This window comes from Ruegeria sp. BG10 (assembly GCF_056538575.1).
Genome location: NZ_JBQFTI010000005.1, coordinates 128,407 through 154,497, shown reverse-complemented (window position 1 = coordinate 154,497; position 26,091 = coordinate 128,407). Strand labels below are relative to the sequence as shown.

Sequence of the window (26,091 nt, the reverse complement as noted above, 5' to 3'; positions counted from 1 at the left end):
AATTAACTGTCTTAGACTGGAGTTTAATTATGAAGATTTCGAGAAGAAGCTTCGTGGCATCAGCCTGTAGTTCGGCCTGTTGTGCATCCTTCCCAAATTTAGCCGTTAGTGCGGGCGACGATCAAACCGCAATCCCTTCAGAAGAGATTGAGATTTGCTCCACGATTGAGCCAACAGATGGCGGTTTAGTGATCGACAATTTTTCACCAACTCAGCAGGCAATTATTGAAGAGTTCAAAATAACAGAATACGGGACATTTCTACTGCCCAAACGTTGGAGAAAGAGTGACGGCTTAACACCCAATGGTAACAAGATAACCTTGGGTTGCTATTTTATGAACGGCACTCCAAAACAGCAAAAAATGGTAAAAGATGCTGCTATGGAATGGCTGGAAGGCGATCTTGGCAAATTAATAGACTTTGATTTTAGTGTTAACCAAGAAGAATCAGTCATTAGAATAAATTTGGGTGGAACTAGGAATAACTCCTATTTAGGGCGAGACAATCGCAAGCGTTCTAAATCAAAGGCGACTATGAACTTGGCCAACTTTAACCGAAGCGCAACGGTTCAACATGAGTTCGGTCACGCACTGGGTTTGAGGCATGAGCATCTCTTTCCAAACGGAATACAGTTTAATAAGGATAAAGTGATAAGCGACATGAAGAAACGTGGTTGGACTTCAGTAATGACTTATCGCAACATTCTCACGCCACTCGGTGAAAACGCAGTGTGCGTTGGCGACCAAAAATTAAATAAAGAATCCATAATGATGTACCAGATACCCAGTAGTTGGACTAAAGATGGTTCCAGCTATCAGAGAGCAGGGTTCATCACCCAACGCGACAGGAATTGCGTCATCGCAGTTTATTCATTGTAAACTTACATTAGTATTTCTCTTTGTCTCTCACGGCAACATTTTAGGACAAAATGCGTGTTTGGTCCAATGTCAAAGCTTGTAGACGAAAGGAAAAGGTGCTTCTAACCGAATACTCTGTAAGTCATTTTTTTACGGCCTTTACTTTGTATAGGACTTTTGCCCACCCGCCAGGGCCAAATGGCTGATCTGGAGGATCGCAAGCGATTTGAACGCAAACTTTCTCACCCGAAGAATCGTATTCCGCAGCTCCGAAAGTTGCAAACTTTCCACTCTGCTCAAGAACATCAATAGACCCATAGATTGCCATACCTTGAGGCGCGGCCAAACAAACTTGTTCACTTATTTCGACTGCCTCGCCGCCAGATGCTCCGCCACCCTTACATGTAACCTCTCCTTGAACGAAGTACTCTTGTGGCACAACTCCCTTTATAATTTCCGGTTTACTCGCTTCACACTGATACCCACGATTTTCAAGGTTACTTTTGACACGGCCTATTGGAGTAACAACTGTCATATTCTGACCTGCTCCGCCAGTAACTATCGCAACAATATTCCCTAATGAGTCAGTGATCGGGCCACCACTCATAGTATTTTCGAGTGCCAAATCCGTTCCAACTTTGTTTCCAGGTAATTCTGTTGAAATCACGGTACCGACAGGATGGCTTGATCCGGCTTGCTGATCTTCGCCACCAATAAATCCAGATCCTCTTAGACGTTGATCCAACTCAAGATCATAGCAACCGAAACCACCAAATTCACCGAAGTTCAAATGTATAAGCGACCCAGGGTTCACACTAACAAAGCAGATGTCTAGCGAGCCTGAAGCGCACTCGATATCGGAGGAATCGATAGAGATTGGATACGCTGATTTAGTAGCTATCGAAGCGACGATCCTTTCTCCCTCAACTGTCCCATTTACAACATGTTTGGCCGTCAAGATGTCGCCCTTGGCACTTAACAAGAATCCAGTGCCCAGGGCCCTCCAACTTTCAGAGCCGGGCGCTTCTGGGTCTTCGGCCCACAAGAAAACTAGAACGCGCTGATTGAACTTAGGCGGTGTTTGAGCAATCGCACTGTCGGCTAGCAACAACCCGGAAATAAAAGAAATTGATATCATAAGGTAGGAAAAGTATATTTTCATAGTAAAACCCCGAATCCAATAATCCTCATTTCTTCAGCTAGATAAATGATGTACCTTCATACGTATAAACACCAATATAATTCCATATATATGAAACAACTTCAATAAGTTATCTCTCGAACCAACGATTTTCTGAAGAGGCGCCAGGCTTCCTGTAGAGGTCACAAAACTCTTCCAAGAACAGCTTCTCGATTTCAGAAACTATTTTGACCAACAATAAACCCTCCCTTCGCTTAATCGAAATGGCTTGACCTGACTTTCAGTTGCTCAACACTAACTTTTCCTTTTAATCTAAAAGACTTTTTTCACGTCCCTTAAGCAACATACACTTTGGATTTTGCTTATGGCCTTATGGTAGGAGTTACTTAGTATTTCAATTTCACGCTCAGTTCCCAATACCCTTTTTCGCCCCATTAATGCTGCAGCACCCGTAGTGTTAAATGAAAGTGTGTTACGCAGACATTAATTTTTCTAGACAATCGCATTGTATTCAAGACACGCATATTGCCGAAACTCCTTGAAGCCTAAAGCAACCTAAATTCAAGACTCTAGCCAATCCGAGATTTCAAGTTTTTTAATGCAGTTGTTGATTTGTCTAATCGTTAACAGACGCCTTGAGGCTCTCAATTCGTTGCTTTGCTCTATCGTGCCTAGCTTGTCCGACAAGTGAGTTTGCGAGGATAGTTTCGAATGTTGCCAGAGCTTCGTGATACCGAGCGGCACGAGCAAGTGAAACACCATAAAATTCTAAGAAATTAAGATTCGAGGGGTCATAATTGGCAAGCTCCTCACAGTTATCAACTGCGGCTTCGACGTCTGAGCTTTGCAAATACGAAATACATGCCAAAAACACCAGTTCTTCTGAAGACCCAAAGTATTCAAAATTCCCTATGCCATGTTTGCTCATATTGTAAGCTGTGATATAGAACCTTCCCGCTGCATCGAAGTCTCGCTGCATTTTGTGCAGTGCTCCAATTTCCGCAAGAACATCAGGCACACGCCAAGGAAAAGAAGCCTCGGAAGCCCGAAGAAGCTCATTTGCCCGATCCTTTGCGCGGCCGATGTCACGATACTCAGCCAATGTTTGTATTTCATCGACAAAAACATCGAAATACTGAAGTGATGGTTGTTCTCGATCTAGTTCTTCTTTGTTCAAACCCTCAGTAAACGCTCTGACTTTCTCAGCAGCCATCTCTATAGAAGATAGTGCCTCATCGAGATTTCCCTCTTCACGAAAAACATTCGATTGCACTTGCAACAAGCCAACAACTCTATGGAGCGGGACGGTAGCTCCATCGCCGTCAATACGTTCGATTAGGTAACGAGCATCACCACAGTCTCTTCTTGCATCCACAAGAAGGTTCAATTGAAGGTAACTGTAGCAACGGTTGACCAGAGCAAATACTTTGTCTGTTCCAGGATACGAAATAACATTTGAAAAACTTGCTATTGCTTCGTCATATCTTTTCAGATTGTTATACGCATCTCCCAAAAGCTTTTGTTGCTCATTTCTTACTGCGTCAGATTCAAGTGTGGAATAGTTTAAGGGCTCTAGTACACTTAAAGCACGTTCATAGTTTCCATCTCGTATGAGTGTCTTCACCTCCTTAATAAAAGGAGGCTGTTCATTTTGTGAAGACTCTTCCGCAATGGCGCGCCCATCCAACAAGGCAACCGAAGCTAACCCCAAGGAAATAGCCACCAATTTGCTAAAGCGGCAATTCACCATTTAACAGCTAGGAGCACTTGGAGGGCAGCCTGGTGGGGAATTGAAAGTCTTTGGACTACCAACCACATCCGGACCTTCAAAAATGGAAGGAAAGCCTAGAAGGGCGGTCACCATTATCATTCGGAGCACAACCATTTTATTACCTCCTTGTCCGTCTTTCTCAACACCGAAATGTCATATTCCGTAATATCCGAGTCAGTTAGTGACCCGTTGCTGGCTAACAAATATGACAATCTAGCGACTTCGTCAGCTTGCTCAAGCCTTTTTTTCCAGCCACTTTTTTTAGGCAAGCTTTCCAAATAGATGCGTAGCCAACCTTGTTGCCGCCCACGCTGATCGTTCTCTTTGTCTTCCTTCACTTTATCGCAGTGTGTGAACGCAGCGAAATCCACCCAATGGCTACGCAAGTTAGTATTAAATGCGTTTCGAGCGTAGTCTAAATTGTCGACACCGTTTAACTCTTGCCATTCCCCCATGGTTTCCAGTGCCGTCATGTAAGCGAGTAACGCATTTCTTATGGTTTGTTTTCCCATCACGAATACGGCGTGATGTTTTCGGAAATCTTCAAGCGCAAGCGGGCAGTCCGTAGGCTCTGTTACACAAGTAACCTGAAGACGTTGAACCGCTGCTCTTCGGTAATCCTTTATGGTCCTATTACCCAAACTTACGCTCGACGTTGGAAATGATATTGATCGACTCAGGAGTCTGGCTAGCTCCTGATAAGAAGTGTCACCTCCAGAGACAGATTGCTGAGCGTTTTTCTTTCTCGCCAATACCAGAGCAAGTTGCTGAAATTTAGCAGCTCTTGTGGAGGGCGAAAGTTTCGAATATTCTCTTTGGCTAGGAAGCATAGACACTTTTTGAGCGAGCTTCGCAGATATATCACCCTTCTTGACAATGTGGTCAATCAGGGTTGTAGCCAGATTGAGAAAGTATGCATTTGTTTCTCCAGGCTCCATTTCAAATGCGAAAAATACCCTTTCAGCAAATTCTTCAGCGGCGAATATTTCCAGGCCTCCCGGATTTTTGAACCCTCCGCGGCCATTATAATTTGTTTCCTTTACAACTTGGCTATAAATCTCAATTGGCGTTGGATGCTTGTCGGCTACAATCGTGAAAACGGTTTTTAAAATAATTTCTGTGGAAAATGGGAATGATTGTAAGTTATCGCTTATAGATGCCAGTTCAATATCAGCATAGCCTATGAAGTACCCGTCTCTATTAGTAAGTAGCTTAAGATCAACATGATGCTCCGATAGCTGCTCAAGTTGGTAGCTGATTGCTTGCGCTATATCAATGTCGCCATCAGTGGCAACTTGAGCGTCCAACTCGATTGGAGCCGTAAAACCCAACTCTATCTTAAGGGTACGATTTTCATCAGTTTTGGCTCCATCAGCTTGCACAACATCTAACGCTTCAAGCCTTCCTGAACTGTAGTCCAAGTTTGCCTCTAACACTTCGCGCAAGTCAGGGGTTTGAACCTGCTGAAACTGAGGGAAAATGTTCTCTACTTTATCTGGAAAAGTTGCCACACCACTACTTTTTACCACGATTGGATCGAACAAAAAGTCATCTGCGAACGCTGCTCGCGTTCGTTCAAACACAACTGATGTAAGGACTATAAAGAATAAACACGCAAACTTTTTTGGATACATCGTGCTAGTATAGCAAAAAATATAGCGATTCGCCCATCAATAGATAAACTTAAAAATAATCAACTTATGGACATCAAACTTCTCATACTACGCAACATCTTGATATTGTGTTCGGCTATTGGGCTTGGCTCTAGCGTTCTGGCAAATGAAAATAGCTTCTTTCTGATTGGTACAGGGTCAGTAAAAGGTGTGTATATGCCCGTGTCCAATAGGATTTGCCAACGCATAAATGCAAACAGCGAACTTCATGGATATCGCTGTGGTGTGTCAGCCACAACTGGATCAGACGATAATTTGCGTCAACTACGAGAAGGCGAAGTTCAACTGTCTTTTGCGCAATCAGACTTGGTTCTGAGCCATTTTTCCGCGTATGAGCAAAATGAGTACGTGTCCGTTTTTTCCCTTCATGTCGAACCAATCCACGTCGTCGTTAGAAGCGACAGCGGGATCGATAGCTTAAGTGGTTTGGAGGGTAAACGAGTTAACGTTGGTCAGGAAGGTTCTGGCACGTTAGAAGTCGCGACGTCGATTCTTGGTTCGGTCGGAATAACTCGAGAAGACTTCACGGAAACAAACTTTAGTCCGAGCGACCAATCGTTTAGGCTATGCAGCGGTAATATTGATGCCTTTATTTGGGTCGCTGGCAAAGCAAACTCATCTGTCGCTGAAGCCTTTTCAAGCTGTGATGTCGAACTTCTGTCGTTGAACGAAAACACTATTGGACACCTGCTCGAAAAACAAATGGGATTCGAGGCAACGCTGATCCCAGCGGGTACTTATTTCGGCCAAGACTTAGAAGTCAAAACAGCTGGTCCTCGAGCGAGACTTCTAACGCTTGAAGGAGCACCGGAAGAGATAATCAAGTTAACCATTCGCGCACTACTTGATGAATTTGGACAAATTTCTCAGATACACCCTTCACTAGCCGATCTGGATAAAGAGTCTCTTTTGATTGGCCGTCCAGGTGAAAAGTGGCACCAATCAGCTCTAGAACTAATTTCTGAGAACAATTCTCGGTAGTTTTGAAACCCCGCAATTCAGGGCATCCTGTTAGCATTTCTAGCAGCCATCCTAATTTTTTGGGGCATGCTTTATGCTACCGGTGCTTTTGTTGGTTACTTGTCACTGTAGTCCATAGGCATTGGGTTCAATACACTGAATCCACTTGATGTACTCAAAGAAGTAGTGGTTCAACTATTCGATCTGCACATTACCCAAAATGCAACAGATAGGAGTTTTGCTAGTCCTCGCAGGGTCAGACGTGGCTCGATGCGATATCTTTCTGCATGATCCGGACTTACCGCGCCGCGTTGATAGGTCTTGGCCGATTATCATCCCCTATCGCTGATACCATCGTGTGCCACCCGGTTGCTTTGTTAAGTGTGAGTTTCTGGTCTTTCAGCTTACTATGAGTTAGAGCCGGTTTCCTGCACTTAGCACTCATCCACAAGGCAATGGGTCGCAAACCGATAATCACCTTTCGGCATCTACAGCATCTCAGGCAGGAAGATGTTAGCGGACGGCACAGTCCCATCGGGGGCGTTCAAATACAAAAGCCCCTGCACACCGAACGGCGCTCACACCTGCGAATGGACTGCCGTTGCGCGCACCAAAAAATCTGGCGGCAAGACAATTGGGGTAGCAACTGCACAGCGCCAGTATCCTGAGTAGGATGGGCCAGTCTGGTTTAGCTGGACTAGACAAAAAAACGCGCAGGGCAAAAATGGTGCCCTACGCCAACACTTCCTTTTATGCCGGATGCGCTCCGAGGACTACGCTCGAGCGTGTGGACTGATACGATCCACTTCGTATTGCCGCATACTCTCCTGTCGCCGCTTTTCATCAAGGGCTCTAAGTTCCCGCCCCCGCTCCAACTGCTTCGGGGACATTTCCTCAAGCGTGGGCATTGTGTTGAAACTCGCCAGCAAGTCCTTTTCGACCCCCGCGAACGAAAAGTCATGCCAATGCGACCGAGCTGTGATGTAGCGAGCCAGCCGAGCCGTAGCTGGCGGCAGTTCCTTCCCTGCAAACAGTTGCTTCATCAACCAGAGCATCAGATCGGCAACTTGCAGTCCAGGGCTCTCCGACGCTTTCGATATGACAAAAACCGAGCCCGGCACTTTACGTAACGAATACTTGTCATCAGGCATCTCGATAACGTCTGGTGCGGCGTTGGAAAACATCTCATGATGTGAGGCAAGCGCCTTCTGAAACTGGTTCTGTCGGTCATGTGTGATCCGAATGACTGGACGCTTCCAACGAACCGAAGCCTTTTCAAGCCCGTCGAGAAGGTTGCTGAATGCGACCATGTTCGGCATGTGGCCTTTTTGTGCTTCCTTGCGAGTGAGTGCGAAATCAAAAGCTTCGGGATGGTCTCGTGCCCACTCAAGTGCGCGCCCAATGATCTCTTGGGATCTTTCGTCCGGCAACACCGTCATTCGCTCAAGCAACGATGCACAAAAATCCGGAATTCTGCTGCGGGCATCGTCCTCTGTTCGAGCCAGCAACATCTCCCAGAAGGCACGGGCCAATGTTTCATCAAGTAGTGCAGCAACTTTGAATACAAGTGGCAGGCGAAGGTGCTTTGTATTGTAGTGCATCCAAGCGACCGCTGCGTTCTCACCGCTGTCGAAGAAGGTGTCGAATACCTTTGTGGCCAAGAGATAGCTTTTCTCAACGCGCGACAAATGGAACCGGGCACCTGCCTTTCGTAGGAGGTCCCGCACACCCGGCGCGAGTTCCTCAATCGGCCCGAGGCCGACATGGTTCGAATGCAGCTCATCAAGACCGCTCGCGGCAAGAAGACTATGCCACGCATCACCATGAACCGCGTCAAAGTCCTTTCGAGTCATCAACCCTGCCGTGTAGAAATCCGGCTGATTCTCATCAAAGAGATTCGCCCCAGTATTCCCTGTTTCATCAACAAATGCGTACATTTCGGAAGTCCGTTCCAAGTCAAATTGCTGAATGCCACCCCAGATGGACAAACCCGCCTAAGGTACAGAATGAGACATATCGGAATCCCGAAGCCACGGAAAGCCAAGAGTGCTCGGCGCAACCCTAAGCTGAGGAATCAGCGCATCTGGTTTGCTGATGGAAAGCGGCTATAGATAATTCAGTATGGCATTGAGCGCAGCTCGACGCACACACAATGAACACCCCCATCATTTATCTCAGGGGACTCCTCCGCCCTTCGACTAACCCTGTTGCCCACCCATCCGAAAACTCCGACCCCTTCTACAACAATCGTTGGTTTGTCGTTTACGAAGGGATGAAGCATGGTCGAGTATGTAGTTTACTATCGGGTTTCGACCGAACGGCAGGGACGATCCGGCCTCGGGCTAGAAGCGCAGAGGGCGATGGTCGAGCAATTCCTGACCCCCACCGATCAGGTGATAGCCGAGTTCACGGAAATCCAATCCGGCAAACGGGATGACCGAGCCGAACTCTGGAACGCCATCAATCTTGTGAAGAAGACTCGGTCGAAGCTGCTGATCCCCAAGCTAGACAGATTTTCCCGGAAGGTGTCGTTCATCTCCGGGATCATCGACCAAAGGATTGAACTGGTCGTCTGTGAACACCCAAACGTCTCAACGTTCTTCCTGCACCTGCTGGCCTGCTTTGCCGAGGAAGAGCGCCGACAGATATCAGAACGCACCAGAGCCGCACTCAGAGCAGCAAAGAACCGGGGAACCGTCCTTGGCCGGAATGCACATGCGTTAGCGGCACAGAGGCAGTCAGAGAAGCGAAAATTCCTCGAAACGATCCGCCCCGATTTTGAACAGGCAATGGCTGAGGCTGGATCGTTTTACGGAGCAGCAAGACTGCTGAACGAAAGAGGCGTTGCAACGTGCAAGGGCGGTCGCTGGTATCCGCAGACAGTCAAGAACTACCAACAACTTACGAAGCAGAAATTTCGCGGAGTGACGCAAACACTGGACAGTCGGAATACACCGCAGTAAATGGCCAAGCATCTCTGGCGAAGCCACCTAAACCAGACATCCTGCTAAGAAAACTCAGAAGTTAGAGCGAAATGGGCATCTTCAATTGGATTCTTGACAAGCTTTCGCTTTTGTCCCCAAACCAGTATTTTGGGCTATTCTGTGGGCTGACTTCCATCTTTCTGGCATACTGTATTTCCGACGAACCTTATGCCGTTTGGGTGGCACTTGGATCAGTGGCCGTGACGCTTAGTGTTTTTTTTGAAACGCTAACCACCAAACGTGAAGTAACTGTGATAATTGGGATTTGGGCCTCCTACTATACGATACCGCTCTTAACCGAAGTTATTAGCGGCCTGTTTGCTACAACTGAGAGCAGCAACTGCATCCTAGAAAAGATCGGAACAAACTCCACTCGTTACGGTCTGCCCAACGTTGACGAATGTGCAGATGGGCTCACGCAGTGGCTAAACTCCGAATAACGGAAAACAGTCTCTACCGCATTCAAATCGAACGCGGCCTTCGGCGTCAGGAACGCTCCACATCCAGTTCGGGGAACAACGCTCGCTTGATGCTTTCCAACAGCTCAACGGATTGTGCCGTCCGTGGCACCTAATACAGGAAGCAGATCGAATGTGCGTGACGGCGCACGAAGGCCTCTGCCGTAGCCCCCGACCAGTGTGTTGAACGACAAAATCCTTTCCCGAGAATGTAAAACGCAGTCATACATTTCAATTGCATTATACCATTCTACTTCCTAATCGTATCACCAGAACACATTCATGGACCCCGACTAAAAAGGAGACTCATATGAGCACAACGCTTGAGAGGCTCAAACGTGAGAGAGCCGAGATCGACGCTGCCATCGAACGAGAAAGCGGAAAAGAGGAAGCAAGGAAGAAGCTCAGAGCGCAGGCTGAAAAGTTAGGCTATTCAATTGAAGAGTTGTTTTTGTCAAACGACGATGAGCAACAGTCAAAGCAGCGCCGCCCCAAAGCAAAGCCAAAATACCGTGACCCGGAAAACCATCGCAAAAGCTGGGCGGGCGAAGATTCTGGTCGACCGATGCCGGACTGGTTGAGGAAGAAGCTCGATGCTGGCCACAAGCTGAAAGAGTTCCTGATCGAAGACTAACGATACGAAGTCAGTTTCGACACTAGGCGGGGCTTAAGCCCCGCCTTTTTTGTTTTCATGCTGACGTCTGGTTTCAAAATTTTCAGAGGATTACGAAACTGAATGCGCTTCTAATATACCTCTAATGACCACTCATTTCTGTGTCATATTGCCAATTAGTTCTAGAAATTTTTTCGAAAAAACATTACACCAGGCACTTGACAAAACATGACCTCTTCGATATTAACGTCGTGTTCCAGCAAATGCTCGAACCTTCCCCAAAAACTCAACACTAAACCTTTGTGAACACCCCTTATGAGGGCTCTAAAGGTATGATCAATCAATGAGGTAATTACTGTATGATGAAAAAACACCAGAAATCCGTCCCAACATACGCTAAATTCATCGTGGACTCGGTGGAACTGAGGAGCAAGGCGACGGATGTTCTGAAAAATATCTACAAAGAACGGGGACTAGATATTCCCTGTGCCAACACAGCAGCCCAGATGAAGAGTGATGTCATCAAACTTGTCGCTCTGGGACTGTGTTGGAACGAGGCCGCCCAACAGGTGGCCTCACTGAGCGGATCGCTCATCTAACCAAAATCATTGAAAACTTAAACTTACATCTGGCAGCCCCTACAGGGGGCCGCTGGGTGATGCCTGATACTTAAAAGAAAGAAAAACCACAATGAAAAGTAATTCCAACTTCACTATTTCAACACCGATGGGTGAGGGCGTCATGCACGGCAATGTGTGTGTTGTAACTCAAACCGGAAATGAGAATTGGTCACTAGAACTTTGGCACGAAGCGCTCGACGATTGCAGCCGTGAGTTCATTTCCAAAAACATTATGGTCGAGTTCGTTGGCCATTGGATTGATTGTGAAACTGGGGGCAAAAATGAGTTCTCTCCCATTTACTCCGCGCTCATTCTATCAAATGGGCTGGAATATGATGAGGTTGTTGATCTGATAAGTAAACGAGTATCAAAGCACCTTCCAGGAACCGCATGCTTCGTTCGATGGATGGATCAAAAACAGAGAGACAGCCAATTTATGGTTCGCCAATTTTACGTCCATGAAGACAGAATTCGGTGGTTTGACCGTCGAACTGGAGAGTCCTTAAGTCGATATAGATTAAACACCCTTTTAGACCAAGGCTTTGAGAACGAGCTGTGTCAGGTTGACGAGGCCGATGTGGTCGATTGGAGCCAATCGCTATTTGACATTGATCACTCCGATGAAATTTATCGCACATTGGAGATGTACTTTCTACAATTGGAGTACAGAGAGGAAAATCTGTATTGCCACCCACGTAATCTGCACACAACTGGCTTCACCCGTATGAACGAAAAAGGAGATTTCAATCAGACTGACGGATTTTGGATCGACGGAATATTCTACGAAGATGTATTTTGTAACAATCTTTCTGTCTGGGGGATTCCAAAAGAGGTTATAGGGTTCGATGATATGTCACACTTTGACTTGGAGTATGACGAGATCAAACGAGTATACGACGACAAAGGGCGGTTAGCAAAATACCTGCCGATCTAAAAATATACCCGCAGATCATTTTAACGGAATAGGCCGCATTAATGCGGCCTTTTCTGCCCCCAGCCTTGGTAAACGTGCATGGTGAACGGGCAATGCTGATTGAACACACGAGACTCAAGAACTACTGAAAAAGTTGCTTTTTTTCACCGGATCACCCGAAGTTCTGGGTCTCGGCCTTATAAATAGACCGATCAAAAGCCTTGGTGTGTGGATGGGTTGCCTTCAATTGTCCCCACGGGTCCACACACCAAGCACTCAATCGACGGAGGCTGACATGACCCAGAACAATACCCAATACACCGGAAACGTCGAAGCGCTTGGGCGCTCCGTTTTCACAAAACGCAATTTCCGCAGGCAAGCTGACCGCTGGATGCTGGACAACCACAAACTGGCAATGCGTATCGTCGAAGCCTACATCCGTGGCGGTCGTCCGGCTGCGGATTACTTCATGCAAGCATTTCAGTTCGGCTACACTGTTGAAGCTGTTGAACGTGCCCTGAAGATCGTCACCCAGAAACAACGGCTGGCATGGATTGCATCCGGTTGGATTATTAGCCTGTCCCCGGAAGACAAAGCTCGCAAACTGGCCAAGGTAGCAGCAACGGTAAAGGGTGTTCGTGAAGCCCTACGGATCAAGCAACAACGTGTGACGAAAGCCATCAAGGTTGGTTACAGCCCAACCACCGTGAAGACTGCATACGTCCGTGTGAAGGGCTACGCTGGCTGCACATACAACGCAGTTCTCAGCTATGTGTGGGCCAAATACAAAGATCAGCAGGAGTTGGCTGGAAATCCGGCAAGTGGTTAGATCAAGAGGCTCGGATGCCTCCTGAACCACGAACATCAACCCTCAGCTCCTGACACGGACCAAAACACTTTCAAACATTCAGCAAAACAATCTCTCGGCCCTGCCGAGTGTTCGCATGCCAGATATTCAGGTTCGGGTCGGATCAGTACGTTGATGCATAAAAGAAACCCAAAACAAATTCAGGACTTTAAATAGGAATGATAATAACAATCCAGAACACTGAAAGCTCATGGACGAGCGTAGCGAGGACATGAGTACATGGGGTTCAGGTGAATGCCGATGGAACCCAATGATCAATCCATGGCATCTACCGGACCGTAATGAACGTCAACAGGGCCAGATGAGACCTGAATGAACCCTATCTACAGACCCCTTCGGGGTCAGGTCTTCGACAGTCCTGATAGAATGAACAATAGAAACAACATTCGTGCAACGAATGTCTTGCGAAGCAAGCGATTGATCAATTATTGCCGGAGGATAACCAACAGATAGCTACCTGCTTCACTTCGTGAAGTGCTTCGCATGATTTGGGTTTTGTTGCTGGTGATAGGAACAGACCGGAAAGCAAAAAGTCCCATTGCGTTCCATCCGAACCCAACGGGACCATTTGAACGTCCAGAGCAACTGGTAGATGTCACTTTCCGAACCGGCTACGGATTGCTGTGGCAGCCGTCTCAAGGACCGCATCCAACTTGCCGTCACTCGTCAGGGATTTCAGCTTTTCAAGGTTTTGCACAACGTCTTCTGAATCCGTGCATTTGATCGCCGACAGGCCCGGAGCCAGTTCGAGAGACGCTTTTCCATACCTTGGCGAGATGAACCATTCTCCTTTGCTCGACTGCCAGACCCACGTGCTTTTCGAGGTATTGCTGGCTTCCCCCGCCGCCATTCCTGCCAACTGCTTGTCGATGGCAGCGATGAATTTCTGACGACGCTGATGGGAAGGCTGGGTCGTCTTGGGCTTTTCCGCTGCTTCCAGATTGAATTGCTTTTCAAGTGCCATTGGGGTCTCCTTTGCTACCCCAATGGCGTCCTATGACTCACGATTGCAGACAACAGGGCAGATGGCCGGTTGGCACAACAACTCGTTATTCCCTGTGCTGCAAGTTCTCAATGATCCCTGTCGTGGGAGCCATGTTCCTCAAATAGAACCGCTCCAACTGATCCACGGACGTTCCAGCATTCTTGGCCAGGGTGTGGGTGTTCACCTTCCCATTCGACGACCTCACCCGGGACTGAATGGAATAATGCCGAAGTGAGTAAGGAGACAGCTTACGGTCCTCATCCAGCAGATCGGCCCTTTCCAATATGTGGTTGAAGATACGCCGAGCCGTATTGATCGCCGTGCGCCGGTTTGGGTACTCCGGCATCCAGACATAGCCGTTCCTGTCAGGGCCACTCCCGTCGAACGGGTTCAAGGTGGCATGGTAGAGCGGAACAGCCAAAGGCATCGTCACGCTGACACGGCCACCTGTCTTACCGCCTCGCACATTCATTTCCAGATGCGCCGGTTTTCCCTTAATCTGAATGTCCTTATGCTTGAGGCCAAACAGTTCGCCCTCAGTCGGACGGAGGAAGGTGTGGACCACAAAGCGGAACATCTTGGCATGGTGGCCGGTAATCTCAACACCACGTACCTTATCACCCCGTTTGGCACATTCACCGGCAGCCTTCATGAACCGCTTGTATTCGTCATCGGTGAATGTGTGCCGGGGTGTATCAACCGTCTTCTGCTTTGGCATCACCGGCAGCACATCCAGCAGACCGTCCTCGACGGCCAGCGTCAGAACCTTGCGGATAATGATCGTGTGCTTGGCCTTGGTTGATTCTGCCAACCGCTTTGGCCGGTTCTCATCGAGATGAATCAGGTAGTCCCGAACCATACCCGTGGTGATCTTTCTGACATCATACTTACCGAAGTAGCAGATCAGCCCATCCTTGGATCGGTTCAGCAACTTGTTGTCACCGTCCGACCATTTGGACTTACCCTTCTGCACACCCATCAGCTTTTTCGCATAGTGCTCAAAGCTGGTGGCTTTCTTCTTGGCATGGTCGCTGTTGGCTTTGCTACGGAAGGTATCAGCAAACTCGTAAGCTACTTCGATGGCTTCCAGCCGTGATTCTTCCTTGGAGGAACGAGTCACGTATTTTCCCGCAATCGGGTCTCTGTATCGAATATACCAATAGGGGCTGCGTATCATCTTATAGATCGCCAGACCCTTTCGGAGGTGTTTCAGCTTGGAGATTTGGTTTTTTGAATCTTTGACCAAGGTCAGCCCGTCGGAGGAGTGTATAACTGTGTATCACTTTTACGACTGAAAATCAGAACGCTCAACAATCAAAATTAATCAAGTATTTCAGGGTGTTAATGGTGCCCGGGGGCGGAATCGAACCACCGACACGAGGATTTTCAATCCACTGCTCTACCCCTGAGCTACCCGGGCACGGGAACGGCTTTTGCCGTTGGGTGGAGGCCTTCTATGACTTGCCACAGGCAGTGTCCAGAGGCTTTTTGACATTTTTTCAGTGCGGCCGTTGCGGACTTCCCTCGGCTTCGGAAACATCCGTTTCGAGGTCCTCTGCGCGCTGCGACGGGACCGCGTAAGACCCGTTCAGCCATTTGGCCAGATCGATGTCAGCGCAGCGCCTGGAACAGAAGGGGCGAAACTTGGTCACCGTCTCTTCACCGCAGATCGGACAGCTCATTTCAGCACCTCCGCCAGGGGAATCCGGCCCCGTTTACGTTGCAGTTCGTAGTGACCCAGCGGCGTCCAGCCGGCCAGAGTTGTCTCGACAGAATCCGCCTTAAATGCAGCGCGCAAGGCCGACTCGAACCCGCGGCGGTCTTTCTTCGGCATGGGCGCAAGATCCAGCGTGATCTGGCCGCCGAGACCGCGAACGCGCAGGGCGCGGGCCAGCGCTTTGGCGCAGGCGAAGTTTGATTTTGTTCCGGCCGCCAGCGAGGTATCCGCACCGGTGTTTACGTCCACAGCCACCAGAGCACGGGTAGGCTGAATGAACAGGTGGCCACCTCCGGGCAAGGGTTCAGAAATCCCTCGTGCGACGTCAAGCGCGTCCAGCACGCCATGCGTTTCAAAACCGCCAGCCTGCGTGACGACTTCGGCGGGATCCGTCCAGTCGCGCCAGGCCAGAACATGCGGGGCGTCGCCTTCAAGCAGCAGTTCCGGCTCGGTCCCCGGGTCGTTCAGCACCTGTTCTGCATGAGCCAGCATCGCACTGATATCTTCTGCAATTTCAGCGGAATCTTCACCCTGACAGCAGGACCGGAGGATCAGCCCATATTCACTACCGTCCATGCAGTCATGGGCAATCTCCAGCAGCCGGTCGCGTTCATCTTCGTCCCGGATACTGCGCGAGACATTCAGACCGGGCGCGCCCGGCGTGACGATGGCATAACGGCTCTTGAACAGGATGCGGTCGGTCACAGGCAGCGCCTTGCCCGGTTCGGCATAACCCGTCACCTGCACCAGCATTGGCGCTCCGGGTGCCAGTCCCTTAACCTGCCTCAGAAATGCCGGGCCATCGGGTGTGGTCAGGAACATACCGCCCTGCCCTTTGACCGGACGTTCGGCGCGGGCGCGATAGATTGTGCCGGGGGCCGGGGCGTCTCCGGCGATCAGGAAATCGTCCAGCCTGCCATCGACCATCAGCGCCGCTGCTTCGCGGTTGTCGATGTGATCCAGAACGATGGTGCGACCCTTCATGGTGCCTCACGATACAGGGGGAAACCGATGCCCTGCAACAGGGCGGCGGTTTCGGACAAAGGAAGGCCGACAATTCCGGTAAAAGACCCGGAAATCCACGGGATGAATGCCCCGGCCGGTCCCTGAATTGCGTAGGCGCCGGCTTTGCCCTGCCAGTCACCGGTCGCAAGATAGGCGTTGATCTCAACGTCCGACAACCGTTTGACCTTGACCTGAGACACCACATCGCGCTGCAACACCCGGTCCCCGCGCCGCACGGCCACCGAAGTGATCACGCGGTGCCGCCGGCCGGACAGGGCATGCAGGAATTCGGCCGCCTGACCCACATCCGCCGGCTTGCCCAGAATGCGCCGACCCAACGCGACCGTGGTATCGGCACACAGGGTGACGTCATCGTCATCTGCCTGAACCGCCTTTACTTTTGAACGCGTGATGCGGTGGCAATAGGGAACCGGCAATTCGCCTTTCAGGGGCGTTTCGTCGATATCGGGGGCACGGATGGCATCGGGCTGCACGCCAAGCTGAGCCAGCAGGTCCAGCCGCCTTGGGCTGCCCGATCCTAAGATAAACGCCATTGCGGCAGGCGTTACTTGAAGCGGTAGTTGATCCGACCCTTGGTCAGATCATAGGGGGTCATCTCGACCTGAACCTTGTCGCCGGCCAGAACACGGATGCGGTTCTTGCGCATCTTGCCTGCCGTATGTGCGATGATCTCATGGCCGTTTTCCAGCTCGACCCGAAACGTCGCATTAGGCAGGAGTTCCTTCACGACACCGGGAAATTCGAGCGTATCTTCCTTGGCCATGTTGTCTCCATCATTACGTTGCACCCGCAGAATCTGCGGGGATGTGGGCTTAAATGAGCCTATTTTCGCCTTATTTCAAGGCCAGAATCACCTAAAGAGAGGATATTGTGACTGAATTGGCTCTGGGAGTTTGCTCCTCCCAATGGGTTCGGTTCAGCACATGACCATCGGCGCGGACCCCGGCGATGGCCGACAGGTCGACATCTGCATACGTCCATCCGGGCTGGTTCAGAGCGCCTTCTGCCAGAACTCCGGTCGACGGAAACCCCTTGTCGGGCGGGCCAAAGACGCCGCCGGTCCCGGTGTTCATATCCACCGCCTCGGACCAGTCGTTGCTGCCGACCAGTGACGCCATTACCGTAACGCACTGATTTTCCAGCGCACGCGACATCGCCCCGATGCGGACCCGCCAATAGCCCGAGAGTGCTTCGGTGCAGGAAGGGACGAGGATCAGATCGGCCTCCTGCAAGGCCCGCCCCAGCAGGGGAAACTCGCTGTCATAGCAGATCAGAACACCGATCTTCCCCAGGGCCGTATCAAAAAGCTTAAGCGGGCCGCCGGGGGCAATGTCCCAGTCTTCACGCTCGAACCGGGTCATAATCTGTTTGTCCTGATGATCCTGTCCACCGTCCGGGGCATAAAATGCAGCCCGGTTTACCGGACGCCCCGACCCTTCCGCAACCGGGGCCGATGCACCCAGAATGTAGGTCTTGTATTCCCGTGCGAGGCGCTGATGCAGGGTCTGCACATCCTCCATCCGATCCGAAACCGCTCGGATCGAACGCTCCAGATCTCCGGCCACCTCCGCCCCATCCAGCGTCGACAACTCCATCGCACCGTATTCAGGAAAAACCAGCAGCTCGGCCCCCTGCCCCGCGGCATCCGAAACCCAATGGTCCAGCTTGTCCTCATACTGCGCCCAGCTGTCGAGCCAGTTGAGATCATATGCGGCAGTTGCGACTCTCATCGGGCGGATCCTTCAACACTGGTTTGGCCAGACACTAATTGAGGATGTCTTGAAGTGTACAGCCGCCCTTTTCACATCATGACGCGAAGACGGGAATGTGAATTGGCATCCAACGCCTGATTTGGTTCAATAGGAACTGGAGGACCACCATGCAGAACCGGGAAAGCTTCGAAAAGTTCTATTTCGCCAAAGTAGGCATGGGCGAAGCCTGCGGCTGTGCCGAGCGCATCATCGACGTGTTCGAATTCAACCGAAAAAGTGGTGCGCAAACGAAAACGGCACTGAAGCAGGAAAAGCGGAGGCGCCGATCGTTCAGGGCGTGGGCTGTGAAATACGGCCTTCTCAGTCGCAAACGTCAGGCTTGATACGCAGAAACCACCGTCGCAATTACGCTGACAAATCCCTGATCCAAAACTGCAAAGGCTTCAGCGTCTCGGCCTCGTCCCCGATGTCCTTCCACGAGAATTGGGCGATGACGCCGGGCAGTGGCTCATATCCGCGCGCGCGCCAGAAGGCGTCCAGAGGCCGGTAGTTGCGGGGCCGCATCGGGTGATCCGCCGGGCGCTGAACGCCGCAGAAAGCGCATTTGGTGAAGCCCAAGGTAAGAGCATGAGCTTCGCGCAGGTCAAAGAATTTGTGGCCGACGCCCTGCCCGCGATAGTCCGACAGCAAAACGGATTCGGCGCAATAGAAGATGTCCGACAGATCCAGACCGGTGCCGTCGAAGGCGGCGGCAAAATCCTCGGCATGGTCTGTCAGAGGCGCCCCGGTCGAAGCGCCAACCAGGTCGTCGCCGTCGAATGCGCCCACGACAATCGCCTTGTCGCTGTCTCGGTAGGATTGCAGGTACTTCCGCTCGTAGGCCAGATCGCCGTCATAGAGATAGGGCCAGGCCCGAAACACCTCGATCCGCAGGCGCGCGACATCGTCCAGCGCGGTCTCCAGCGCCGCGCCGGTCAGGGCGCTGATGTCGGTGACCTCAGCCACCTGCCACCTGTTTGGTCCAGTCGGCGAGGTTGTAGAACGTGGTGACGCGGGTGATCTTGCCGTCTTTCAGGTCAAAGAACGACCCCGCAGGCAGGCGATAGGTCTGGCCGCGCGCATCCGGCAGGCCCTCATCCGTTTCCAGATAGGTGCCGTTCACGATAAACTCGGCCGCCGCGCGTGTGCCGCCCTCAGCCTCGAACACCACGATGTCGGTCAGATTCTCGCGATAGCAGCGGTTCATGTGGGCACAGAAGGCCGCAAATTTGTCCTTGCCGACGCGAATCTGCCCCTCGTTCACGTGATGGGCCACGTCATCGGACAGGCAGGCCAGCATGCCGTCCACATCCCCGGCATTGAATGCATCGAAATAGGTTTTGACGGTCTGGTTCATGATCACTCCGTTGGTTCGCCCCAGCGCTCTGTCAGATGCTGGATGATCTGATCGCGGGTCTGTCGGTAGTGATGTAGCTTTTCTTCGCGGCTTTCGCCCAGTCCGGTAGGGTCCATTATTGGCCAATAATCGACATCGAGATGAAAAATCCGGGTCAGTTCCAGCGCGCGGCGCTGACTGGCCGGCGACAGGGCCACGATCAGGTCGAACGAGCTGAGGTCGTCGCCCCATTCCTGCATCTCGTCGAACGAGCGTGACCGGTGGCGCGAAAGTTCGACACCGATCTCATGACAGGCCGCTATGCAAAAGCCGTCAATTTCAAGGTCGTTATGCACGCCGGCGGATTGGACATAAGTGCCGGTGCCGTAGAATTTCTTCATGATGCCTTCGGCCATCGGGGACCGAACCGAGTTGTGGTCGCAACAAAACAGGACCGACTGCGGCAGAGGCTTCACCCGTCACCCCCCGAAATGCAGCACGCAGATCAGCGTGAACAGGCGGCGTGCGGTATCGGTGTCGATGTCGGCCTTCCCTTCCAGCCGCTCCTGTAATACCCGGCTGCCTTCGTTGTGGATGCCGCGCCGGGCCATGTCGATGGTTTCGATCTGGCTGGGCGGCAGGGATTTCACCGCGTCGAAATAGCTTTCGCAGATCTGAAAATAGTCTTTGACCACCTGCCGGAAAGGACCCAGAGAAAGGTGAAATTCGGCCGCTTTTTCCTCGGCCTCGGTGGCGATGTCGAAGACCAGCCGTTTATCGCGGATCGACAGTTGGACGTGATAGGGGCCATCCGGCACCACCCGGTCGTCGCGCTTGGGCAGCGCAAAGCGGTTATCCTCTAGCAGATCATAGATCGCAACCTTGCGCTCCTGCTCGATCTCGGGGGTCGGCGGCGGCAGGTTTCGGTCGTCCAGTTCGATATGCGAAATGCGGGTCATTGGTGTCTGGTCCGTTCAGGTCAGCACAGACCTATAACAAGCGAAATGGATCGGCAACGCCCGGCGCGAGGGACGTTGCGCCAAATCATCCGTTCAGGCGTTTCAGCCGCGCAGTCACCGACAACCCGTGTGCCTCAAGGCTTTCGGACCGGGCCAACTGCTCGGCGGCGGGACCTATGGCGCGCAGTGCTTCGGGCGTCATATGGCTGAGCGTGGTGCGCTTGAGGAAATCCATAACGCTAAGCCCCGACGAGAACCGGGCCGAGCGCGCGGTCGGCAGAACGTGGTTCGGGCCGCCGACGTAATCGCCAATGGCCTCGGGCGTGTACTGACCCAGGAATATGGCCCCGGCATGGACGGTTTTCCGGCTCAGCGCCCGCGGATCGGCCACGCAAAGCTCCAGATGTTCGGGCGCGATGCGGTTCGACAAGGCCGCCGCCTCATCCAGATTGCGCACGGTGATCACCGCGCCAAAGTCGCGCCAGCTTGCGCCCGCAATGACACGCCGTTGCAGCGTTTCCAGCCGCGTCTCGACCGCCGCGGCAACGGCCTGGCCGAACGCGGCATCATCGGTGATCAGGATTGATTGCGCGCTTTCGTCATGCTCGGCCTGGCTGAGCAAGTCCAGCGCGATCCAGTCGGGGTCATTGTCCTTGTCGGCGATGACCAGAATCTCGGACGGGCCCGCGATCATGTCGATGCCAACCTTGCCAAAGACCCGGCGTTTAGCAGCGGCAACAAAGGCATTGCCCGGACCGGTGATCTTGTCCACCGGCGCAATGGAAGCGGTGCCATAGGCCAACGCCGCAATCGCCTGCGCCCCGCCGATGCGATAGATCGTGTCCACCCCCGACAGCCGGGCCGCCAACAGAACCAACGGGTTCGCCTGCCCGTCAGGCGTGGGCACGGCAATGGCCAGCCGTTCGACCCCCGCCACCTTGGCCGGAATCGCGTTCATCAGCACGGAAGAGGGGTAAGAGGCCAACCCGCCCGGCACATACAGCCCCGCCGCCGACACGGCCGACCAGCGCCAGCCCAGAGTAGCGCCGGCCTCGTCCGTCCATTCCTGATCGGCCGGCATCTGTTTTTCGTGATAAGCACGGATGCGGGCCGCGGCCAGTTCCAGCGCAGCACGGTCCGTATCCGAAACCTGTGCAACTGCCGCGTCGATTTCAGCGGCCGAAAAGGCCAGAGTTTCGGGTGTCAGGTCCAGCCGGTCAAATTTCGCGGTCAGTTCGATCACCGCTGCGTCGCCGCGGGAACGCACGTCCTGGATGATGTCGGCCACAACGGCGTCCACGTCGGGGCTGTCTTCACGCTTGGCCGACAGCAATGCCTGAAAGGCGGTCTCGAAATCGGACGAGGTGGTATCAAGAAACACGGGCATTGTCTGGCACTCCGGGGCGTTTCACAGGGACATATCGCCGGGGCCCGCCGGCCTCAACCCTTCGTCCGGCGGGTGCAGCGATTTGCGCATCGGGAATTGCCCGATGCCGTGCCAGTCATCCGGGATGCCGTCGTCCTGCCAGCCATACCTGCGGTAGAACTCTCTGGCAGTAGCGGTGGCAACCAGATGCGCCTGCGTGCACCCCAGCCGGGCCAGTTCGTCTTCCAGCCGGATCAACAGGGATAAGCCCACGCCGCGCCGCGCGTGGGCGGGATCGACGTAGAGCAGCGAAATTTCTGACCGATTGTCCAGACAGCCAACGCCCGCCACCTGCCCGTTTGCCTCGGCCAGCCAAAGCGCGGCACCGGACTGTATCCAGCGCCGTATCGTCTGCGGGTCCTTGTTGGCGGTCCACAGCGTCAGCAGGCTGGGATCATTGCGATGATCGGCAACACACAGGTGCGTGATTGATCGGGTCAGCACCCGGCTGATGTGGAACACGTCGAACACGGTCGCGCGGCGCAACACCAGACCCGTCGAAGGACCGGGAAAAGCCTGCGCTATGCCACGCTTATTCCGGATGATGCGGCGCCTGGCCTGATGGGGCCTGATAGGGCCGGGTCACGTCCTTGAGGGTGACCTCCAACGCCTCGACCAACAGGCGGATGGCGCCGTCGCCGGCCAAGGTCAGCATGATCTGACCGGCCCCGTCCTCGCCCGCCTCGAAATCGACGGACAGCAGCGACATCACCATATCCTTGTCGCTGCGGTCGATGCCCTGGCTGGACACTGAAAGAACAGAATCGAACACCAAAACCGATTGCACACGCTCGAACGGGCGGTCCCGGCGGGCGGCGGCGTCTTTGTCTTCCCACCGGAAGCGATTCAGCAACAGCCCAAAGCGGCGCTCGGACGGGCGCCATGTCATTTCCGTCACCGGAAACACCGCGTCCTGGGTCAGGCTGGAGATCACCTGCAGGTCATCCCCGTCCTCGGCCCCCAGATTGAGCGGGGCCTCGCGCCCGTCCTTGAAACTTGCGTCTGTCATTGGCCTTTGATCCGTTCAATCTTTGCGCCCACGCCTTCCAGCTTGCGCACCACATGTTCATAACCGCGGTCCAGATGATAGACCCGGCTGACCATTGTTTCCCCTTCTGCCGCCAGTCCAGCCAGGATCAGCGAGACCGAAGCCCGCAGATCGGTCGCCATAACCGGCGCACCCTTCAGGCGCTCCACCCCGGTCACGGTGGCGGTTCCGCCATGCACTTCGATTTCCGCCCCCATCCGAACCAGTTCCGGCGCGTGCATAAAGCGGTTCTCGAAAATGCGTTCCTCAAGAACCGAGGTGCCTTCGGCCGTACACATCAGCGCCATCATCTGCGCCTGCAGATCGGTGGGGAAGCCGGGGAAGGGTTCGGTCACCACATCCACTGCGCCGACGCGGCCGTTTCTGCGGGTGACTTTCAGGCCGTTTTCAGTCTGGAACACGTCAATGCCAGCGGCGTTCAGCTTCTCGGCAAAGGATTCGACCAGAGACATGCGGCCGCCCAGCAGTTCAACTTCGCCCCCGCAAATCGCTGGGGCCAGCATATAGGTGCCCAGTTCGATCCGGTCTGTCACGACCTGATGCGTCGCGCCATGCAACCGGTCGACGCCCTGAATTTCGATGGTCGAGGTGCCCTCGCCCGAAATCTGCGCGCCCATCTTGCGCAGGCATTCGACCAGATCGACAATCTCGGGCTCGCGCGCGGCGTTTTTCAGAACCGTAGTGCCCTGGGCCAGAGTCGCGGCCATGACAATGTTTTCCGTCGCCCCGACCGAGGCGAACCGCATTTCATGCACGGCACCCTTCAGCCTGCCCGGCGCCTTGGCGTGCAGGTACCCGTCCTTCAGCTCAATCTCAGCGCCCAGCGCCTCAAGGCCTTCGACGTGCAGGTCCATCGGCCGCGCCCCGATCGCGCAGCCGCCGGGCAGCGACACAACCGCCTGCCCGAACCGCGCCAAGAGCGGACCCAGCACCAGATTCGACGCGCGCATCTTGCGCACGATATCATAGTCGGCGGTCTGGCTGGTCAGATCATGGCTGGACATCGCGATCACCTGTCCGTCCTGCAAAGCCGAAACCTCGGCCCCCAGAGATTGCAGCAGGGCTGTCATGGTCTTGATGTCGCTCAACCGCGGCGCATTGGTCAGCGTCAGCGGTTCTTCGCTCAGCAAGGTCGCGGGCATCAGCGTCAGGCACGCATTCTTGGCCCCCGCAATCGGTATCTGACCGTTCAGCGGCCCGTTGCCTGTCACCAGAATCGAATCCATCTGCTCTTATCCCTCGTCCTTGCCGGCCTTGTCCCCGGATGCCGCGCGTGCCTTCGCCTGCGCCTTGCGCCGCGCCATATTGGCCTTCAGCGCCGCCTTCAGCCGCTCTTCGCGCGCATCCCCGGATTTGCCGTGTTTTTTGGGTGTATCTTTGTCTGCCATTGTCTTTCTCTACAGGAGGCGAAAAAAACCGTCCAGACACCCTTGCGCCCCGTTTCGTTTGAGTCTAATCACCCGCCCACAGCGCTGCTGTAGCTCAGAGGTAGAGCACTCCCTTGGTAAGGGAGAGGTCGAGAGTTCAATTCTCTCCAGCAGCACCATCCAATCAGCCTTGTTTATATGGTTTCCCTTTTATCTTTGGGTGCAGCACCGTGGTGTCTGGCAGATGCAGGTGGTACATTGACGCGAGTGAATATGATGCCGAACCTGCTTGCGAGATAACAGGACCTTTTAACTTTGGATTGCAGCCCCAGCGGACATAACTTTTGACGCTACCCGAAGAACGAACAAGCTATAGGTTGACGATTGCGCGGGTACATTTCGCGACAACTCGGACCGAAACTCACCGAATTTCGTGATTGCAATTCAACTCCCTCATCGTTGACTGCCGGATGTCAGGGTTGAGAAGGACGGCAACTTAGTGTGCGTTCGGCATGCATCGAAGACTCGACCAGTGGGTTAACCACACGTCAAATTTAGTCCTGAAACTTCAATGCAATTTTCTTTTGCGTGGCGACACTTTGGCAGCACAGAATGAACCCCCTGGAAATATCATCGTCTTCAAGAGCCGTCCGATTCCGCATGTGGACGGCCCCGTCGGTCAGGCGGGCCATGCAGGCCCCACAGACGCCAGACTGGCAACTGAATGGTGGGGATAGTCCGGCAGATTGGGCAGCTTCGAGAATAGTTTGGTCGGCGTCAACCTGAACTTCGTGCCATGCGCCGTTCAGCCTTATTTGGGCCGTCGCCGCGACGCCCTCCACGCTCAGGTCGCTTTCGGTATCTCCGCCGAAACTCTCTGTGTGAATACGGTCATTAGGAACGTCCAGATTTTGCAGCGCAGCGCGGATATCTGAGTTCATGCTGCCAGGGCCGCAGATCCAGTATTGGGCGTCCTGGGCAACCGGCGGCGTTTCGGCAATTGCGGCCTTAATGGCATCTGCATCAAGCCGCCCCGTGCGCCAGGGGCTGAACCAACTGAGCAAGGCGGGGTGGGACAGAACATGCCGTAAAGTGAACCTCTGTGGGTTTTGCGTCTGTATCTTCTCCAAATCGTCCCGGAAAATGATGCTGTCCGCATTTGTATTGCCAAACACCAGATGCGCCGTGGAGTGAGGCTCGTTTGCCAGAACCGAGTTGATCATCGCAAACAACGGCGTGATGCCACTGCCTGCGCCAAAGAAATAATGGGTGCGGCGCATCAGGGGCCCCGGGCGTAGCACAAACTGTCCGAACGGGGGCAGGACTTCAACAGCATCTCCCGGTGATAGCTTGTCACCTATGTGGTTCGAGACGATCCCGCCTTTCACGCGTTTCACCGTGATGCGCAACGCTGATCCGGGAGGGTTCGAAATGGTGTAGCTTCGCCTTTGTTCCTGCCCGTCAATCCAAAATCTGACGGTTAGATGTTGTCCGGCCGTCCATTGAAACGGTTTTGTCAGTGCCGGAGGGACGTCAAAAAAAACACTGGTGGCCGCGCCGCCGATTTCCCTGCGAATGTCGGATACAGTCAGCGAATGAAAGTCACGTTGCATTTGGG

29 protein-coding genes, 2 tRNA genes and 1 pseudogene are annotated in these 26,091 nt (G+C 53.0%); 9 read left to right on the top strand and 23 right to left on the bottom strand.

Annotation, left to right across the window (positions count from 1 at the left end):
* Positions 1 to 29 precede the first annotated feature (29 nt).
* The gene (locus tag ACR0D8_RS17845; protein WP_480648527.1) at positions 30 to 878 is read left to right on the top strand and encodes a M43 family zinc metalloprotease; all 849 of its coding nucleotides are present in this window, start codon (positions 30 to 32) and stop codon (positions 876 to 878) included.
* Between the two features lie 121 nt (positions 879 to 999).
* Here the strand turns inward: ACR0D8_RS17845 and ACR0D8_RS17840 are convergent, their stop codons facing one another.
* The 3 genes from ACR0D8_RS17840 to ACR0D8_RS17830 all read right to left on the bottom strand — a co-directional run bounded on the left by ACR0D8_RS17840 (position 1,000) and on the right by ACR0D8_RS17830 (position 5,313).
* Entirely contained in the window at positions 1,000 to 2,019 is a 1,020-nt protein-coding gene (locus ACR0D8_RS17840) for a S1 family peptidase (protein ID WP_480648525.1), read from the bottom strand.
* 595 nt (positions 2,020 to 2,614) lie between these two features.
* Complete coding sequence (locus ACR0D8_RS17835) at positions 2,615 to 3,721, bottom strand: tetratricopeptide repeat protein (protein ID WP_480648523.1); 1,107 nt, start codon at positions 3,719 to 3,721, stop codon at positions 2,615 to 2,617.
* 143 nt (positions 3,722 to 3,864) lie between these two features.
* Positions 3,865 to 5,313 (bottom strand): hypothetical protein, encoded by a 1,449-nt coding sequence (locus ACR0D8_RS17830; RefSeq protein ID WP_480648522.1) that lies wholly within the window; start codon positions 5,311 to 5,313, stop codon positions 3,865 to 3,867.
* Positions 5,314 to 5,469: 156 nt separating this feature from the next.
* On the opposite strand from ACR0D8_RS17830, the gene ACR0D8_RS17825 reads away from it, so the two are divergent.
* Positions 5,470 to 6,423: a TAXI family TRAP transporter solute-binding subunit gene (locus tag ACR0D8_RS17825; RefSeq protein ID WP_480648520.1), complete on the top strand. Its 954-nt coding sequence runs from the start codon at positions 5,470 to 5,472 to the stop codon at positions 6,421 to 6,423.
* A gap of 752 nt (positions 6,424 to 7,175) precedes the next feature.
* Here the strand turns inward: ACR0D8_RS17825 and ACR0D8_RS17820 are convergent.
* Positions 7,176 to 8,339, bottom strand: coding sequence for a DUF3800 domain-containing protein (locus tag ACR0D8_RS17820; RefSeq protein WP_480648518.1), 1,164 nt, complete (start codon positions 8,337 to 8,339; stop codon positions 7,176 to 7,178).
* 342 nt (positions 8,340 to 8,681) lie between these two features.
* Between ACR0D8_RS17820 and ACR0D8_RS17815 the strand changes: the two genes are divergently transcribed.
* From ACR0D8_RS17815 to ACR0D8_RS17795, 5 genes are all read left to right on the top strand, one after another.
* The gene (locus tag ACR0D8_RS17815) at positions 8,682 to 9,365 is read left to right on the top strand and encodes a recombinase family protein (protein ID WP_480648516.1); all 684 of its coding nucleotides are present in this window, start codon (positions 8,682 to 8,684) and stop codon (positions 9,363 to 9,365) included.
* 789 nt (positions 9,366 to 10,154) lie between these two features.
* A complete protein-coding gene (locus ACR0D8_RS17810) occupies positions 10,155 to 10,478 on the top strand; it encodes an H-NS histone family protein (protein WP_480648514.1) in 324 nt (107 codons plus the stop codon).
* A 338-nt stretch (positions 10,479 to 10,816) separates the two neighbouring features.
* The gene (locus tag ACR0D8_RS17805; RefSeq protein ID WP_480648512.1) at positions 10,817 to 11,056 is read left to right on the top strand and encodes a hypothetical protein; all 240 of its coding nucleotides are present in this window, start codon (positions 10,817 to 10,819) and stop codon (positions 11,054 to 11,056) included.
* A gap of 91 nt (positions 11,057 to 11,147) precedes the next feature.
* The gene (locus ACR0D8_RS17800) at positions 11,148 to 12,011 is read left to right on the top strand and encodes a hypothetical protein (RefSeq protein WP_480648510.1); all 864 of its coding nucleotides are present in this window, start codon (positions 11,148 to 11,150) and stop codon (positions 12,009 to 12,011) included.
* Between the two features lie 274 nt (positions 12,012 to 12,285).
* Positions 12,286 to 12,819 carry a hypothetical protein gene (locus ACR0D8_RS17795; RefSeq protein ID WP_480648508.1) on the top strand — a complete coding sequence of 178 codons (534 nt, stop codon included), beginning with the start codon at positions 12,286 to 12,288 and terminating at the stop codon, positions 12,817 to 12,819.
* Between the two features lie 634 nt (positions 12,820 to 13,453).
* Here ACR0D8_RS17795 and ACR0D8_RS17790 read toward each other — a convergent pair.
* From ACR0D8_RS17790 to ACR0D8_RS17755, 8 genes are all read right to left on the bottom strand, one after another.
* A complete protein-coding gene (locus ACR0D8_RS17790; RefSeq protein ID WP_480648506.1) occupies positions 13,454 to 13,822 on the bottom strand; it encodes a hypothetical protein in 369 nt (122 codons plus the stop codon).
* Positions 13,823 to 13,907: 85 nt separating this feature from the next.
* Entirely contained in the window at positions 13,908 to 15,089 is a 1,182-nt protein-coding gene (locus tag ACR0D8_RS17785) for a tyrosine-type recombinase/integrase (RefSeq protein WP_480648504.1), read from the bottom strand.
* A gap of 99 nt (positions 15,090 to 15,188) precedes the next feature.
* A tRNA-Phe gene (locus ACR0D8_RS17780) sits at positions 15,189 to 15,263 on the bottom strand.
* A 79-nt stretch (positions 15,264 to 15,342) separates the two neighbouring features.
* A complete protein-coding gene (locus tag ACR0D8_RS17775) occupies positions 15,343 to 15,525 on the bottom strand; it encodes a DNA gyrase inhibitor YacG (RefSeq protein WP_480648502.1) in 183 nt (60 codons plus the stop codon).
* On the bottom strand, positions 15,522 to 16,544 hold the full coding sequence (locus ACR0D8_RS17770) for a ribonuclease E/G (RefSeq protein ID WP_480648500.1): 1,023 nt from the start codon (positions 16,542 to 16,544) through the stop codon (positions 15,522 to 15,524). Before ACR0D8_RS17770 ends, ACR0D8_RS17775 begins: the two co-directional genes overlap by 4 nt.
* On the bottom strand, positions 16,541 to 17,119 hold the full coding sequence (locus tag ACR0D8_RS17765) for a Maf family protein (protein WP_480648498.1): 579 nt from the start codon (positions 17,117 to 17,119) through the stop codon (positions 16,541 to 16,543). The genes ACR0D8_RS17770 and ACR0D8_RS17765 overlap by 4 nt, the downstream gene beginning before the upstream one ends.
* Positions 17,120 to 17,130: 11 nt before the next feature.
* Complete coding sequence (gene infA / locus ACR0D8_RS17760; protein WP_005978431.1) at positions 17,131 to 17,349, bottom strand: translation initiation factor IF-1; 219 nt, start codon at positions 17,347 to 17,349, stop codon at positions 17,131 to 17,133.
* 91 nt (positions 17,350 to 17,440) lie between these two features.
* Positions 17,441 to 18,316 carry a carbon-nitrogen hydrolase family protein gene (locus ACR0D8_RS17755; protein ID WP_480648496.1) on the bottom strand — a complete coding sequence of 292 codons (876 nt, stop codon included), beginning with the start codon at positions 18,314 to 18,316 and terminating at the stop codon, positions 17,441 to 17,443.
* A gap of 149 nt (positions 18,317 to 18,465) precedes the next feature.
* Here ACR0D8_RS17755 and ACR0D8_RS17750 point away from each other — a divergent pair, with 149 nt between their 5' ends.
* Positions 18,466 to 18,681 (top strand): hypothetical protein, encoded by a 216-nt coding sequence (locus ACR0D8_RS17750; protein WP_480648494.1) that lies wholly within the window; start codon positions 18,466 to 18,468, stop codon positions 18,679 to 18,681.
* Between the two features lie 22 nt (positions 18,682 to 18,703).
* Here the strand turns inward: ACR0D8_RS17750 and ACR0D8_RS17745 are convergent, their stop codons facing one another.
* From ACR0D8_RS17745 to ACR0D8_RS17705, 9 genes are all read right to left on the bottom strand, one after another.
* A complete protein-coding gene (locus tag ACR0D8_RS17745) occupies positions 18,704 to 19,303 on the bottom strand; it encodes a GNAT family N-acetyltransferase (protein ID WP_480648493.1) in 600 nt (199 codons plus the stop codon).
* The gene (locus ACR0D8_RS17740; protein WP_480648491.1) at positions 19,296 to 19,694 is read right to left on the bottom strand and encodes a ketosteroid isomerase-related protein; all 399 of its coding nucleotides are present in this window, start codon (positions 19,692 to 19,694) and stop codon (positions 19,296 to 19,298) included. The genes ACR0D8_RS17745 and ACR0D8_RS17740 overlap by 8 nt, the downstream gene beginning before the upstream one ends.
* 2 nt (positions 19,695 to 19,696) lie before the next feature.
* Entirely contained in the window at positions 19,697 to 20,149 is a 453-nt protein-coding gene (locus ACR0D8_RS17735; RefSeq protein WP_475158015.1) for an arsenate-mycothiol transferase ArsC, read from the bottom strand.
* A gap of 3 nt (positions 20,150 to 20,152) precedes the next feature.
* Entirely contained in the window at positions 20,153 to 20,632 is a 480-nt protein-coding gene (locus ACR0D8_RS17730) for a UPF0262 family protein (protein WP_475158013.1), read from the bottom strand.
* Positions 20,633 to 20,717: 85 nt separating this feature from the next.
* The gene (gene hisD / locus ACR0D8_RS17725) at positions 20,718 to 22,019 is read right to left on the bottom strand and encodes a histidinol dehydrogenase (RefSeq protein WP_480648489.1); all 1,302 of its coding nucleotides are present in this window, start codon (positions 22,017 to 22,019) and stop codon (positions 20,718 to 20,720) included.
* Between the two features lie 21 nt (positions 22,020 to 22,040).
* Complete coding sequence (locus ACR0D8_RS17720; protein WP_480648487.1) at positions 22,041 to 22,547, bottom strand: GNAT family N-acetyltransferase; 507 nt, start codon at positions 22,545 to 22,547, stop codon at positions 22,041 to 22,043.
* A 43-nt stretch (positions 22,548 to 22,590) separates the two neighbouring features.
* Complete coding sequence (locus tag ACR0D8_RS17715) at positions 22,591 to 23,067, bottom strand: DUF2948 family protein (protein ID WP_480648485.1); 477 nt, start codon at positions 23,065 to 23,067, stop codon at positions 22,591 to 22,593.
* Positions 23,064 to 24,332: a UDP-N-acetylglucosamine 1-carboxyvinyltransferase gene (gene murA, locus ACR0D8_RS17710; RefSeq protein ID WP_480648483.1), complete on the bottom strand. Its 1,269-nt coding sequence runs from the start codon at positions 24,330 to 24,332 to the stop codon at positions 23,064 to 23,066. The genes ACR0D8_RS17715 and murA overlap by 4 nt, the downstream gene beginning before the upstream one ends.
* 6 nt (positions 24,333 to 24,338) lie before the next feature.
* Complete coding sequence (locus ACR0D8_RS17705; protein WP_475158003.1) at positions 24,339 to 24,494, bottom strand: hypothetical protein; 156 nt, start codon at positions 24,492 to 24,494, stop codon at positions 24,339 to 24,341.
* A gap of 83 nt (positions 24,495 to 24,577) precedes the next feature.
* Here ACR0D8_RS17705 and ACR0D8_RS17700 point away from each other — a divergent pair.
* Positions 24,578 to 24,652, top strand: a tRNA-Thr gene (locus ACR0D8_RS17700).
* A 375-nt stretch (positions 24,653 to 25,027) separates the two neighbouring features.
* Here the strand turns inward: ACR0D8_RS17700 and ACR0D8_RS17695 are convergent.
* Entirely contained in the window at positions 25,028 to 25,753 is a 726-nt protein-coding gene (locus ACR0D8_RS17695) for a flavin reductase family protein (RefSeq protein ID WP_480648725.1), read from the bottom strand.
* A 33-nt stretch (positions 25,754 to 25,786) separates the two neighbouring features.
* Positions 25,787 to 26,086, bottom strand: a pseudogene (locus tag ACR0D8_RS17690) (FAD-binding oxidoreductase); the annotation flags it as partial.
* Positions 26,087 to 26,091: the final 5 nt, after the last annotated feature.

Excerpts from the sequence above, each read along its gene's own strand:
- ACR0D8_RS17845 (WP_480648527.1), top strand. The coding sequence starts at position 30 with ATGAAGATTTCGAGAAGAAGCTTCGTGGCATCAGCCTGTAGTTCGGCC.
- ACR0D8_RS17840 (WP_480648525.1), bottom strand. The coding sequence starts at position 2,019 with ATGAAAATATACTTTTCCTACCTTATGATATCAATTTCTTTTATTTCC.
- ACR0D8_RS17825 (WP_480648520.1), top strand. The coding sequence starts at position 5,470 with ATGGACATCAAACTTCTCATACTACGCAACATCTTGATATTGTGTTCG.
- ACR0D8_RS17820 (WP_480648518.1), bottom strand. The coding sequence starts at position 8,339 with ATGTACGCATTTGTTGATGAAACAGGGAATACTGGGGCGAATCTCTTT.
- ACR0D8_RS17815 (WP_480648516.1), top strand. The coding sequence starts at position 8,682 with ATGGTCGAGTATGTAGTTTACTATCGGGTTTCGACCGAACGGCAGGGA.
- ACR0D8_RS17810 (WP_480648514.1), top strand. The coding sequence starts at position 10,155 with ATGAGCACAACGCTTGAGAGGCTCAAACGTGAGAGAGCCGAGATCGAC.
- ACR0D8_RS17805 (WP_480648512.1), top strand. The coding sequence starts at position 10,817 with ATGATGAAAAAACACCAGAAATCCGTCCCAACATACGCTAAATTCATC.
- ACR0D8_RS17800 (WP_480648510.1), top strand. The coding sequence starts at position 11,148 with ATGAAAAGTAATTCCAACTTCACTATTTCAACACCGATGGGTGAGGGC.
- ACR0D8_RS17795 (WP_480648508.1), top strand. The coding sequence starts at position 12,286 with ATGACCCAGAACAATACCCAATACACCGGAAACGTCGAAGCGCTTGGG.
- ACR0D8_RS17790 (WP_480648506.1), bottom strand. The coding sequence starts at position 13,822 with ATGGCACTTGAAAAGCAATTCAATCTGGAAGCAGCGGAAAAGCCCAAG.
- ACR0D8_RS17775 (WP_480648502.1), bottom strand. The coding sequence starts at position 15,525 with ATGAGCTGTCCGATCTGCGGTGAAGAGACGGTGACCAAGTTTCGCCCC.
- ACR0D8_RS17770 (WP_480648500.1), bottom strand. The coding sequence starts at position 16,544 with ATGAAGGGTCGCACCATCGTTCTGGATCACATCGACAACCGCGAAGCA.
- ACR0D8_RS17765 (WP_480648498.1), bottom strand. The coding sequence starts at position 17,119 with ATGGCGTTTATCTTAGGATCGGGCAGCCCAAGGCGGCTGGACCTGCTG.
- infA (WP_005978431.1), bottom strand. The coding sequence starts at position 17,349 with ATGGCCAAGGAAGATACGCTCGAATTTCCCGGTGTCGTGAAGGAACTC.
- ACR0D8_RS17755 (WP_480648496.1), bottom strand. The coding sequence starts at position 18,316 with ATGAGAGTCGCAACTGCCGCATATGATCTCAACTGGCTCGACAGCTGG.
- ACR0D8_RS17750 (WP_480648494.1), top strand. The coding sequence starts at position 18,466 with ATGCAGAACCGGGAAAGCTTCGAAAAGTTCTATTTCGCCAAAGTAGGC.
- ACR0D8_RS17740 (WP_480648491.1), bottom strand. The coding sequence starts at position 19,694 with ATGAACCAGACCGTCAAAACCTATTTCGATGCATTCAATGCCGGGGAT.
- ACR0D8_RS17730 (WP_475158013.1), bottom strand. The coding sequence starts at position 20,632 with ATGACCCGCATTTCGCATATCGAACTGGACGACCGAAACCTGCCGCCG.
- hisD (WP_480648489.1), bottom strand. The coding sequence starts at position 22,019 with ATGCCCGTGTTTCTTGATACCACCTCGTCCGATTTCGAGACCGCCTTT.
- ACR0D8_RS17715 (WP_480648485.1), bottom strand. The coding sequence starts at position 23,067 with ATGACAGACGCAAGTTTCAAGGACGGGCGCGAGGCCCCGCTCAATCTG.
- murA (WP_480648483.1), bottom strand. The coding sequence starts at position 24,332 with ATGGATTCGATTCTGGTGACAGGCAACGGGCCGCTGAACGGTCAGATA.
- ACR0D8_RS17705 (WP_475158003.1), bottom strand. The coding sequence starts at position 24,494 with ATGGCAGACAAAGATACACCCAAAAAACACGGCAAATCCGGGGATGCG.
- ACR0D8_RS17695 (WP_480648725.1), bottom strand. The coding sequence starts at position 25,753 with ATGCGCCGCACCCATTATTTCTTTGGCGCAGGCAGTGGCATCACGCCG.